The sequence below is a fragment of the Ancylobacter crimeensis genome (assembly GCF_023016805.1).
GTDB lineage: Bacteria > Pseudomonadota > Alphaproteobacteria > Rhizobiales > Xanthobacteraceae > Ancylobacter > Ancylobacter crimeensis.
The window spans coordinates 81,956-93,946 of the sequence record NZ_JALKCH010000002.1 but is presented as its reverse complement, the minus strand read 5'-3'; the positions used below and the strand labels follow the sequence as shown (position 1 = coordinate 93,946).

Annotated in this window: 10 protein-coding genes; 8 read left to right on the top strand and 2 right to left on the bottom strand. The window is 63.3% G+C overall.

Annotation, left to right across the window (positions count from 1 at the left end; translation table 11 throughout):
• Positions 1–39: 39 nt before the first annotated feature.
• The 8 genes from MWN34_RS02615 (at position 40) to MWN34_RS02580 (ending at position 9,718) form a co-directional block, all read left to right on the top strand.
• Entirely contained in the window at positions 40–1,209 is a 1,170-nt protein-coding gene (locus MWN34_RS02615) for an acyltransferase family protein (RefSeq protein WP_247026241.1), read from the top strand.
• An 88-nt stretch (positions 1,210–1,297) separates the two neighbouring features.
• Entirely contained in the window at positions 1,298–2,428 is a 1,131-nt protein-coding gene (locus MWN34_RS02610; protein ID WP_247026240.1) for an SGNH/GDSL hydrolase family protein, read from the top strand.
• A gap of 583 nt (positions 2,429–3,011) precedes the next feature.
• Positions 3,012–4,709: a putative bifunctional diguanylate cyclase/phosphodiesterase gene (locus tag MWN34_RS02605; protein WP_247026239.1), complete on the top strand. Its 1,698-nt coding sequence runs from the start codon at positions 3,012–3,014 to the stop codon at positions 4,707–4,709.
• Positions 4,710–4,785: 76 nt separating this feature from the next.
• Positions 4,786–5,262: a ubiquinone biosynthesis methyltransferase UbiE gene (locus MWN34_RS02600; protein WP_247026238.1), complete on the top strand. Its 477-nt coding sequence runs from the start codon at positions 4,786–4,788 to the stop codon at positions 5,260–5,262.
• Positions 5,259–6,437 carry a class I SAM-dependent methyltransferase gene (locus MWN34_RS02595; RefSeq protein WP_247026237.1) on the top strand — a complete coding sequence of 393 codons (1,179 nt, stop codon included), beginning with the start codon at positions 5,259–5,261 and terminating at the stop codon, positions 6,435–6,437. Before MWN34_RS02600 ends, MWN34_RS02595 begins: the two co-directional genes overlap by 4 nt.
• The gene (locus tag MWN34_RS02590; protein ID WP_247026236.1) at positions 6,434–8,794 is read left to right on the top strand and encodes a SpoIIE family protein phosphatase; all 2,361 of its coding nucleotides are present in this window, start codon (positions 6,434–6,436) and stop codon (positions 8,792–8,794) included. The genes MWN34_RS02595 and MWN34_RS02590 overlap by 4 nt, the downstream gene beginning before the upstream one ends.
• Positions 8,795–9,355, top strand: a complete 561-nt coding sequence (locus MWN34_RS02585) for a slr1658 superfamily regulator (protein ID WP_247026235.1) — start codon at positions 8,795–8,797, stop codon at positions 9,353–9,355.
• A 24-nt stretch (positions 9,356–9,379) separates the two neighbouring features.
• Positions 9,380–9,718: a slr1659 superfamily regulator gene (locus tag MWN34_RS02580; protein WP_247026234.1), complete on the top strand. Its 339-nt coding sequence runs from the start codon at positions 9,380–9,382 to the stop codon at positions 9,716–9,718.
• Between the two features lie 21 nt (positions 9,719–9,739).
• Here the strand turns inward: MWN34_RS02580 and MWN34_RS02575 are convergent, their stop codons facing one another.
• On the bottom strand, positions 9,740–11,092 hold the full coding sequence (locus MWN34_RS02575) for an MFS transporter (protein ID WP_281502842.1): 1,353 nt from the start codon (positions 11,090–11,092) through the stop codon (positions 9,740–9,742).
• Between the two features lie 97 nt (positions 11,093–11,189).
• Positions 11,190–11,990 carry an ABC transporter permease gene (locus MWN34_RS02570; protein ID WP_247026232.1) on the bottom strand — a complete coding sequence of 267 codons (801 nt, stop codon included), beginning with the start codon at positions 11,988–11,990 and terminating at the stop codon, positions 11,190–11,192.
• Position 11,991: the final 1 nt, after the last annotated feature.

The following is an 11,991-nucleotide window of genomic DNA, read 5'->3' as shown; positions in this document are numbered from 1 at the left end:
GGACCGGCTCCCGGGCCGCAGTCACCAGGACCAGGCAGGATGACGCAGCATCGCTACATTGCGCTCGACGGCTTGCGAGGCATCGCCGCGCTGATGGTGATGATCTATCATTTCAGCTCGCGGGGACGCCTGTTCGCCGAAGGCTTCGTCACGCCGTTCGATTCCGCCTATCTAGCGGTCGACCTGTTCTTCGTTCTCAGCGGCTTCGTGATCTATCATTCCTATGCCCGCGCACTGAGCACCGATCTCGGCGTTCGCGAGTACCTGCTAAAGCGCGCCATCCGGCTCTACCCGCTGTTCCTGGCAGGCCTCGTCATCGGCACCATTGCGAGCTACATGCTCGGCACGACGGGCCTCGCGGCCTTTTCCGCCAAGCTGGCGACGAAGGAACTCTCCTACAACCTTCTGGGATTTCCCTATGCCAACGACACGCTCATCTTCGACTTCGAGGATGGCGCGACGCTGGCCGGGCAGATCTTTCCGCTGAACCCGCCCGCCTGGTCGCTCGTCTTCGAACTGATTGCGAGCTTCCTGTTCATCTTCCTCTACAAGCTGCAGTCGCGAAGCCTGATGCGCGTCGCCATCGTCAGCCTCGTAGTGCTGCTCGCGCTGGCCGGCTATTTCGCCCGGATCAGCCACCAGAACGGCCTGGTCTTCGGCATGGGCTACAACACCGGCACCTTCATCGGCGGATTTCCCCGCGTCATCTTCAGCTTCGTGACCGGCATAATCCTGTGCCGCTATATCTCGACGCCGCGCACCTCCTCACCCCAGGAAACGGTGATGTGGGGCAAGGCATGGATGCTGTATGGCGCCGCCTCGTTGCTGCTCCTGTTTCCCTTCGACATCGACGGGATCTACGCGCTGTTCTTCATCACGATCGGCGGCCCGGCGCTGGTCTGGGTCGGCGGACATACGATTATCAGGAACACGGCCTCGCAGAGCATCGCCAACTTTCTCGGCTGGCTGTCCTACCCGGTCTATTGCCTGCATATCCCCGTCGGCTGGATGGTGTGGGCGATCGGCCACCGGAACGGGCTGACACCGATGGAAATGCTGATCTCCGCCACCCTTGCCACCGTCCTTCTTTCCTGCGCCATCGCGACGCTTTTAGACAGCCCCGTGCGAAGGCTCCTGACGAGCATGGCGTTCCATGACAGATCGACCGCCGCCAAGGGCAGCGTCGGCAGCGTCCAGCTCACCAAATAAGGATCTCGCTCGCGACGGCTCTCAGGCCTATCCGATGGACGCCGAGGCGCCCATCGGATAGGCCTGAGAGCCGGAGGCAGGCTCACCCATGCGTCTTACCCGTCCCTCGCTCCTGATCCTGCTCTCGGGCCTTGCTCTGGTACTGGCCGCTCTGTCGGCGCTGGCCGGCATCCGGCTGATGGCACCCCAGCTTCTCAGACAGCATGCGCCGGCCCTGGCTTCGTCGAATGTGAAGGCGGGCGGGCGGATCCGGCTTGCGGTGCTGGGCGATTCCGACAGCCATTCCTATCATGACACCGTGCTGCTCGGCACTGACCCGGGTCTGCGGGGCGGCCCACATCGCATGACGACCTATCAGTGGACCGAAATCCTCGACCGGCTGCGCAGCGACCAGATCGATCAGGGCGAATGGGGAGCCTGGGGCACCGGCAAGGTCCGCGCACTGTTCGACGAAGCCCGCGGCGTACCCGCACGCACGCCCCGCAAGGAGGATTTCCGCTATAATTTCGCAATCACGGGCGCGACCTGCGACCAGCTTTTCGGCCAGAAAGAGCGGCAGGCACTCGACCTCATCGACCTGATGGACACGGATCCGGACGGCTGGCGCGCCGGCGTCGTGGTGATCCGCATCGGCATCAACGATATCGGTACCCATGAGGAGCTCGACGAGCTGGCCCATGACCGGCAGTCCCCCCACGCTCTCTCCCGGATCAAGGCCTGCGTCGACGCCATCGCCCGGGCAACCGCCCTTATCCGCGAGAGACATCCCGACACGCGCATCGTCCTCGTCGGTATCCTGAACAATGCCGACTGGTCGGAGGAGTTTCCCAACTGGCACTCGGGCGAGGCCATCGCCAATATCGAGGCCGGAATGGATATGTACGATGAGGGTTTGAAAGCGCTGGCCGCCGGCGATCCCCACATCCTTTTCTTCGACAACCGCGCTTGGTTTCGCAATCTGTGGGGCACGCGCGACGCTCGCGGCCTTCCGGACTACAAGACGCTGCAGCTGGCCCCTGGCTGGGCTATCACCAACACCTCGGGCAACGATCCCCACAATGCCGTGCTCGCCGATGCCCATGCCGGCGTCGCATGGAACGCCCTGTGGGCACAGAGCCTGGTCGCCGCCATGAACAAGACCTTCGGGCTCGACATCCGCCCGATCACGGACAGCGAGATCATGAGCTTCCTGGGCCCCAGCTTTGCTCGGGCCGGCTGAAGAAGGGGTCTAAGAAGGGGCGCCCATGCCCGAATGATGCCGCTGCACCTCCCCCATCGCGCGGGAATCGCAACGCTGTTCGGCACGGAAGCTCGGATCGACCCGCGCCAACGCTTTCATAGTGGCTTCCTTGTGGGTACCGGACGCGCCCAGGCCCCTCGCAGGGGCCAGAGATAGGGTAAGGGCCGCGGTGATACCCGCCAGGTTTCCTCGTCTCATTCCAGCCACTACACTCCATAACCGAGGCTCACGTCGGGGCCTCGCTTCTTCCGATAGGTGAGCCGGCATGGTGGCCAATGTCCGGCGCGAACCTTAGGGCAAGCACCTGCCGGCCTGAACTCCACGAAAGTTCAAGGTCAGATACAGCTTGCTTCAGACTTCCCCGATAATGGTATCATTTTCTGGAGGACGCGATGAAAGGTACAGGGCGCACGCAGTTTGGTTTGCGTCATCGCTATGGTAGCGTCTTCGATCGAGCGGGGGAGTTCGAAGCTTGTGGCGTTTGTTGTTGCAACGGTTTAGCAGCTCCGTGGCGCTCGCCACGGATAGCAGCGCGAAACCGTTGCGCCGGACACCCTGCGGCATGGACATGCTGGATGTATTGAACAACTCCAGCGAGAAGATTTCCATTTACGATAGCTCCCATCGCCTCATCCATCACACGCCCTCGCTCACCAGCCTGCGGAAAGATGTCGCCCCGGGAAAATTGCTGTGGGACATCTATGCCGATGTCGAAAGCCTCACGCTCCGCGAGGCTGTGAAGCGCGTGATCGGCAGCGGCCGAGAGGAATGGCTCGATATGCCCGACGGCTCGCCGGGCACCCCTTCCCGCCTGTGCATCTTTCGCGTCGGCAGCGGCGTCGGACTGAACGAGCAGCCGGTCCCGTCCATCGCGACTGCGGCATCCGCCCTTGACGAGGGCGACTCCTCGACCCTGCTTTATCACGCGACGCATGACGTATTGACCGGGCTCGAAAACCGCAGACAACTCACCGAGCGGTTGCGGAATGTACTTCACGACGCTCCCGGCGACACCCCGCCGGCCTTCCTGCAGATCGACCTCGACAACTTCAAGGTGGTGAACGACACCCTGGGTCATGGAGCGGGAGACCTGCTCCTTCAGATGGCGGCCGAGCGTATCCGGCGCACGATCGACGACCGCGACTTCGCCTATCGCTATGCGGGAGACGAATTTGCGGTGGTCCAGCTGGGCAAGCCGCAGCCCGCCTCCGCTGAAAGACTGGCCAGCGACCTCATTGCCGCCTTTCAGGCGCCTTTCCTGCTCAACGGTCTTCCGATCTTCGTGGGCGCCAGCGTCGGCATTGCACACACGCCGGACCACGGCCGGAGCAGCGAGGAATTGATGAAGGCGGCCGACATCGCGCTTTATGCCGCCAAACGGGATGGCCGCGGCTGTGCGCGCGTCTTCAGCCAGCCCATGCAACTCCTGATCGAGCAGCGCGAGAATCTGCGGCGCAAGCTGCGCGGCGCTCTCGCCAATGGAGAGCTTTTTCTCGAATACCAGCCACTGGTGCAACCAACGGTCGGCGTCGTGGGCTTCGAGGCGCTGTTGCGATGGCGGCATCCCGAACTCGGGCTTATCCCGCCGGGCATCTTCATCCCCATCGCCGAAACCGATGGATTGATGGACGAGATCGGCGCCTGGGTGCTTCGCAGGGGATGCGAACAGGCGCGGGCATGGCCGCCGACGTTCAGCCTTGCCGTGAACGTGTCGTCCGCCCAGTTCCTGAGCGGCGGCATCACGGACACCATCGCACACGCGCTCGATGCATCCGAGCTTCACCCGGATCGGCTGGAGGTGGAAATCACCGAATCCGTTCTGCTCGAAAAAACCGTCGACAATCTCGACACACTGAATACGCTCAACGTGCTCGGAATTCGAATTTCTTTGGACGACTTCGGAAAATCTTATTCATCCCTTAGCTATCTGAAGAATTTTCCATTCGATACCATGAAGATCGACCAGTATTTCATCAGCGACATCAGGTCGAACGTGAAGAGCCAGATCATCGTGCGCTCGGTTCTCGACCTCGCCCATGGGCTCGGCATGACCGTCACCGCCGAGGGCGTGGAGATGCCGGGACAGGCCGAGTGGCTGGCGGACGCAGGATGCGACCGGCTGCAGGGCTACTATCTCGGCCGTCCGATGCCTGCCGATGCGACGCTGGAATTCATCCGCCGAACGGCCGGACGCAGCGTTGCGGACTGGCCCGAAACGATGCCCGACAAATCGCCGCCACGACCGATCACCGAAGACTGAACGACGACAGACCGTAACAGAGGCGTGCATGGCTACTCTTGCGAAAGACGGCGTCCAGGACACGCCATTCGAGCCGATGATCGAGATCGAGCTCAGCATCGAGGCGCTGCAGGCCGAATGGCGACAGTGCGACGGCATTGCGAACTACGTGGCGAACATGATCAGCCACAACCGTTCGGACTCCATCCGCTATGCGAACCTGTTTTCCTCGGCGCTGAATGAACTGATGGAAATCGCCTTCCGGGCCTCGCGCCGGCTCGATGGCCGGGTGGTGTGCCGGATCCTGCGCTGCGACGGGATCGAACGCGTCACGCTGACCTTCCCGTGCGCCGCCGCGGATCGCTGGATCTACGAGGCCTCCGTCGCCAGAGCCGGCGCAGAGGACGCCGAGACCCAATATCTGAGCATTCTCGCCGGCGATCTCGCGCCAGTGCATCAGGAGGTGCTCTCCGCGATGGTGATCGAATGCCACGCCCGGCTGACGCTGGAAAGCATGGACGCCGAGGCCCTCACGCTGGTGGCTGACCTCCCGCTTGAAAGGCTGGTCAGTTGAGCCCGCGTCTTTCCCCTCCGCGTTTCCGCACCGAGTACAACGAGAACGATCAGGTGTTCTCGATCTCCGGCACGCTGCGTCCGCAGGGCGTTCAGGAACTCGCCTCCAGCCTCGCCCAGCTTCAGGACGCGGCCCGGCGTTCGCATGGCGTCCTCTATATCGACATGCGCCGCCTCGTCCTGATGAACAACACCGCCTTCCACGCGCTTACCGGCGTCATGGTCGAGGCGTGCCGTGCACGGCCGGAGCTGCGGCTTGTGGTCGTCATCTCGACGATCGTCGGATGGGCCGCGCGCAGGTTTCGCCACCTGTCGCAGATCGAGCCTGCGATCGCGGTCGAGACCTATGACAGCGACTTCTATCCGGGGCAGGCCTTCCTCGAGGAGGGAGGCTTCATCCCGATCCTGCGCACCCAAACCAAGATGACCTGGCGGCACGAGCGGGAAATTCTCCCCCGCCACGGCATGAGGCCGGGCCTTGCCGTCGCGGATATCTGCTGCGGCATAGGCGATTTCGCGGTTCTGGTGCACAAGGAATTCCAGCCATCTCGCATCGTCGCCCTCGATCACTCGCGCTCCAGCCTTGCTTATGCGCGCAAGGTGGCGGACGATTTCGGGATCCAGGGCATCGAATACACCTATGGCGACGCCGCGCAGATGCTGGTGAGCGACAACCAGTTCGACTTCGTGACCTGCCGTCACTCACTGCAGATTTTCAACCGCCCTGAGCTCATCCTGAAAGAGCTCCATCGCATCTGTCGTCCAGGCGGACGCATCTACGTTACCAATGAAAAGAATTCCCACTGTCTAGGCGAACCGCGCGCGGAGAGCATCCAGTGGACCTATAATGAGGTGGCGAAGCTGTTCGCTCATTTCGAGATGGATGTCGAGCTCGGTCCGAAAAGCCGGCGCTATCTCATTGAAGCCGGACTGGAGGACATACGGATCGAATCGTTCATGGTCACAAATCTCGACGGCGATCCGCAGGACTTCGTCAACGTCGTCTCGGCGTGGGAAGGTGTCTATGCGGGCGACATGGCGGTGCGGCGCGGCGATTCTCCAGAATTTATCGAACGGTTCCGACAGGGTTTCCAGGATCACATCTACGCTGCGCTTCATCCGAAGGGCTATGCCGGCTGGCCGATCTGGGTCGCCTCGGGACGCAAACCAGCATGAGCAGCGCGCCCTCCCGCCCCCTGTTCGGACTGCGCTCGTTTCGCGCAAAGTTCGTGCTCGTCGTCGGCGCCGCGGTGCTGTTCGACCTTGTTCTCAGCGGTGGCCTCGCACTGTGGAACGTGCAACGGCTCTCGCGCGATGCCGCGCTCGAGGTCGGACAGGGCCTGACCACCGCCACCCAGGACTACCTGCGCTCCTATGCCGAGGCGACCGTCACCGAGGCCAACCTGCTGATCGACCGCGTGCATGCGGATGTGGGCGTGCTCTCGGGCGTGCTGCAGAGCCAGATCGACGACCCGTCGCGGCGCGATGCGGTCGGCCGGGCGCTTGCGCAGGCGGGGCCGACGTCAACCGATGTCGTCTATGACGCGCAAGGTGGCTGGGCGCAGAATCTCAGGCCTTCACCTTCGGTGGTGAGCGTGTGGGGTTACCTTCTCGACGGAAGCCACCTGCCTCGGTCAGACGTGCAAAAGGAGATCGAGGACAGCGCCGTGCTGGACCTCGTAGCGCCCAGCCTGCTGGCCAGCGGGGCGCCCAAGCTGCAGATGTATTTCATCGGTCCGAAAGAGCGCCCCATCTTCCGGACCGCGCCCTATACCGACCAGGCGCAGACCTTCGACCGCCTCTATCCCGGGCACAACACCTCGTCCTTCTGGACCTTCTTCTTTCCCGGTATCTACGAATCCTGGCAAGATTGGATCGCGGATCCCGCCTCGCGTCCAACCGACAGCTTCCTCACACAAACTGCGCCCTACACCGACGCCATCACCGGCAAGCTCATCGTCAGCTTCTTCCAGCCGCTCTGGACCCGCGACCGCACCGGCATAGCCGGTGTCGCCGGCACCGACATCACGCTGGACCAGCTCGCTTCCATCGTCGAGCGGGTGAAGATCGCGCAGACCGGCTTCGGCTTTCTCGCCATGTCCAACGGCAATGTCGTGGCCATAAATCCGCGGGGCGAAGGCGTCATCGGGCTCGTATCGTCGAAAGGAAGCAGCGGGCAGGGTGTGACGGGCGTCGAACGCTCGCTGCGCACCGCCATGCAGCCCGCCATTGCCTCGCTGCGGCTGGACGAGAACGATGGTGAGATCCAGCACATCACGCTGGAGGAGCACGGCGAATCCGTGCCCTACATCATCGTGCTCAAGCGGCTGCAGCCCACCAATCTCTGGACCATGGGCCCGATCCAGCGCGAGACCATGTCCGTCGGCATCGTGGTGCCCGAACGCGAGATCTACGCCTCGCTCATCACGGCTCAGAATGGAATCCTGCTCGCGACGAACCGGATCCTGCTCTACCAGATCGGCGCCATCATCCTCTCGCTGCTGCTCGTGTTCGTCGCGGTTCTCAGCGTCTCGAAGAGGATAACCGGAGGGCTCAGCGCGCTGGCGGATGCGGCCGCCCGCCTGCAAGCGAAAGACTATTCGGTCCGGGTGAAGGTGCCGACCCGCGACGAGGTGGGCGAGGTCGGGCTCGCCTTCAACCGGATGGCAGCCGAAATGAGCTTCCATACCGAGAACCTCGCGCGCCTCGTCGACGAGCGCACGCATGAACTGGAGAACGCCAATCAGGAGATCTCGGGGCTGAACGAAAAGCTGCGCAGCGAGAACCTGCGCCTCGGTGCCGAACTCGATATCGCCCGGCAGATCCAGATGATGGTCCTGCCGCGCCCACTCGAGCTGGAATCCGTCCCGGAACTCGACATCGCAGCCTATATGCGACCGGCCGACGAGGTGGGTGGCGACTATTATGATGTGTTGGAGGATGATGGACGGTTGAAGATCGGCATTGGCGACGTCACCGGACATGGGCTGCAGTCGGGCGTGCTCATGCTCATGGTCCAGTCCATCGCCCGCGCCCTCCAGGAAGCGGGCGAGACCGATCCCCGTCGCTTCCTCGATCAGCTCAACCGGGCGATCTACAAGAATCTCGAGCGCACCAATTCAGACAAGCACCTTTCGCTTGCCTTCCTCGACTACGAGAACAGCAACATCACGCTGTCCGGCCAGCATGAGGAAATCGTCATCATCCGCGGCGATGGCGCGATCGAACGGATCGACACGATAGACCTCGGACTGCCCGTGGGCCTCGAGCGCGACATCACCCCGTTCATCGCCACCCGCGAGATCCGCTTCGAGAGCGGCGACGTCATCCTGCTCTACACCGATGGAATTACCGAGGCGGAGAATGCCAGGCGCATCATGTTCGGCATAGAGCGCCTGTGCGAAAGCGCGTTTCGGCATCGCCTAGGGAATGCGGAAGAGATCAAGGCCGGGATCGTTGCCGATGTCATGGCACATATCGACGGCTGCAAGATACACGACGACATCACCCTCGTCGTAGTGAGGCACAGATAGATGGCGACCTTCGGATCCGCGGACATCATGCTCGGCGCGACAGACGATATCAGCCGCATCCAACTCTTCGACGGGCCTCTGGAAATCGGCTGGCATCACTGTGCCATGACCGCCGATTTCGTCGGAGAACTCTTCGCCATTCGCGTCGGCGAAGCTTCGCCGGACTATCGCGAGATCCGCCACAGCATCGGCTATCTGGTCAACGAGCTCATCGAGAACGCGGTGAAGTTCCGCGCGCCCGGCATCATTGCCGTGGAAGCGGCGATGCGCGACGGCACTTTCAGGGTGAAGGTCTCCAACCAGGTGGACCGAGACACCGCCGCCCGTTTCCAGGGTCTGATCCTGGAGATCACCGACGGCGATCCTGGAGACTTGCTCATCCGCCGCATCGAGGCCAATGCCGCCGATCCGACCTATTCAGGTTCCGGCCTTGGATTGCTGACCCTCATGAGCGACTATGGGGCACGCCTCGCCTGGGTGTTCAATCCGAGCGCCGACGGATCCCGCGTCTTCATCGAAACGCACGCCATTCTGCCGGTCGTCGCCCCGGTCGCGCACTGACGCCCAACCACACGGAACCACGCTATGGAAATCAAGACTGGCGACTTTCGCGTGTGGGACGAGGGTTCCACCATCTATTTCGATGGCATCATGCGCCTGTCGGGATCGGAGGCCTATGCGCCGATCCTCGATCTGATGATGAACGTTCTGGCATCGGGTGCCTCGACTGTCACCCTCAACCTCACCGACCTCGAATTCCTGAACTCGTCGGGCATCAACCTGCTGGCGAAATTCACGATCGAGACGCGACGGCACCCGGAGGTCCAGTTGGTCGTCCGCGGTGCTCAGAGTGTTCCGTGGCAATCCAAATCGCTGCGAAACCTACAAAAGCTGCACCCCTCGGTCACATTGCTGGTCGATTGAGCCGGCCTGCCGATCTCCTACCTATTCCAGCGCCCGGTTCCGCGATTCGATGTCGATCAGCCAGACGCCGATCGCCGCGGCGACCAGCGAGGTCGAGATGAACACCAGCGCCAGCGTGAAGCTGGTGGTCATCACCGGCGCGATCACGGAGGGTGCCAGCAGGCCGCCGGCGCGGGCAACGGCGCCGGCCGTCCCCATGCCGGTCGAACGCAGGTCGGTGGGATAGACCTCGGGCGTGAAGGCATAGATGCCCGCCCAGGTGCCGAGCAGCGCGAAGCTCATGAGCAGGGTCGAGCCGACCACGACGGTGGTGGAATGACCGAAGCTGTAGAGCAGGCAGCCGACGGCGCTGAGCAGGATGAAGCCGATCAGCGTCGGCCGCCGGCCCCAGCGCTCCACCCCGTAGGCAGCCAGCGCATAGCCCGGCAATTGCACCAGCGCCAGCAGCACGAGGAAATACTGACCCCGCATGAAGCCGAAGCCCTCGCCGGCAAGGCGGACCGGCAGGTGAACGAAGACGCCGTAATACGCGACCGAGATGAGGAACCACGCCAGCAGAAGGCAAATGCTGCGCCGGCGCAGCAGCGGCGAGAACAGAGCGAGGATCGAACTGCGTTGCGCCGGTTCGGCCTTTACCGCGGGGATGCCGGCGCGGGTGCCATTCACCTCCGCCATGCGATCCAACACCTCACGCGCCTCGGCGAGCCGGCCCTTGCGCGCGAGATAGCGCGGCGATTCAGGCACGCGGAACCGCAGCACCACGCCGATGATGGCGGGAATGCCGGTCACAAAGAAGATGGTGCGCCACGCTTCGCCGCCTTGCGAACCGGCCACCAGCGCGAGCAGCGCCAACGCGATCGTGCCCACCGCCCAGAAGGATTCGAGCAGCACCAGCCAGCGCCCTCGCCTATCCGAGGGAAGGAACTCCGCCATCATCGTGTAGTCGACCGGCAGCGTGCCGCCGACGCCGATGCCGGTGACGAGACGCAGGATGAGCAACCACTGGAAGTCCGGCGCAAAGGCCGAACTGATGCCGGCCAGAGCATCGACGACGATCGTCGCCATCAGCACCGGTCGCCGGCCGATGCGGTCGGCAAGCCGGCCGAAACCGAAGGCGCCGATCAGCATGCCGACGAAGAACAGCGTCCCGGTCTGCAGCGCCTGCGGGATGGTGAGACCAAAGGTTTGCGCGATGGAGGGCGCGCTGAAGCCGATGGACAGCACCTGCATCGCGTCCGCGGCCCAGACAAGGCCGAAAATGAGGAACAGATGTTGCTGGAAGCGCCCGACCCCTGCCCTGGTAATCGCCTCGTCGACGGTAATCGCAGCCCCTCCTGCTGTGAGGTCAGCCTGGTTCGGCGAGGTCGAGTTCAGGGTCACGAGGGCCGGCTCCGCAATGAGGCTGACGATCCGTCGATGATGACAGGATCGCCACCGAAGACCAGCGGGGGGTGTCCCGGGATGCGCACGCTCAGCTGATGCCGCGCAGCCGCTGGCTCCGCCGCCGAAGCAGCTCCGCGGTCAGCAGCAGCACCACCGCGAACACGATGAGCAGCGTCGCGGCAGCGAGGATGGTTGGGCTGATGTTCTCCCGGATTCCGTCGAACATCTGCCGTGGCAGGGTGCGCTGCAAGGGACCGGTGAGGAATAGGGCGACCACCACCTCGTCGAAGGAGGTGACGAAGGCGAACAGTGCCCCGGAGATGACGCCAGGCGCGATCACCGGCAGTGTCACGCGGCGAAATACGGTGATCGGCGAGGCCCCGAGGCTCGAAGCGGCCCGCGCGAGATTGGGATCGAAGCCGGTGAGCGTCGCGCTCACCGTGATGAGCACGAAGGGAGCGCCGAGCGCCGCATGGGCGAGGCCGAGACCGAAGAGCGAACTGGCAAGACCGAGGGGTGCATAGAAGAAATAGCTTCCGAGCGCCACGATGACGATCGGCACGATCATCGGTGAGATCAGCACGCCCATCAGCAGCGACTTGCCGCGAAACTCATTGCGGTGAAGCCCGATGGCCGCAAGCGTGCCCAACGTGACCGCGATGCTGGTGGCGATGGCGCCGACAATAAGACTGTTCAGCATCGCCCGGCCCCAGACCGGGCTGGTGAGCAGTGTCTCGTACCAGCGCAGCGAGACGCCCGGAATCGGCAGGCTCAGGAAACTTGCCGAGGAGAAGGAGATCGGCACGATCACAAGGAGCGGCAGCACGAGAAAGGCGAGCACCGCGATGCTTACGCTCCACAGGACGATACCGCGGATCCGCGCTGCCATG

Bases quoted from the DNA above. Each gene is read 5' to 3' on its own strand.
- MWN34_RS02610 (WP_247026240.1), top strand. From the start codon at position 1,298: ATGCGTCTTACCCGTCCCTCGCTCCTGATCCTGCTCTCGGGCCTTGCT.
- MWN34_RS02585 (WP_247026235.1), top strand. From the start codon at position 8,795: ATGGCGACCTTCGGATCCGCGGACATCATGCTCGGCGCGACAGACGAT.
- MWN34_RS02605 (WP_247026239.1), top strand. From the start codon at position 3,012: ATGGACATGCTGGATGTATTGAACAACTCCAGCGAGAAGATTTCCATT.
- MWN34_RS02615 (WP_247026241.1), top strand. From the start codon at position 40: ATGACGCAGCATCGCTACATTGCGCTCGACGGCTTGCGAGGCATCGCC.
- MWN34_RS02580 (WP_247026234.1), top strand. From the start codon at position 9,380: ATGGAAATCAAGACTGGCGACTTTCGCGTGTGGGACGAGGGTTCCACC.
- MWN34_RS02600 (WP_247026238.1), top strand. From the start codon at position 4,786: ATGATCGAGATCGAGCTCAGCATCGAGGCGCTGCAGGCCGAATGGCGA.
- MWN34_RS02570 (WP_247026232.1), bottom strand. From the start codon at position 11,990: ATGGCAGCGCGGATCCGCGGTATCGTCCTGTGGAGCGTAAGCATCGCG.
- MWN34_RS02590 (WP_247026236.1), top strand. From the start codon at position 6,434: ATGAGCAGCGCGCCCTCCCGCCCCCTGTTCGGACTGCGCTCGTTTCGC.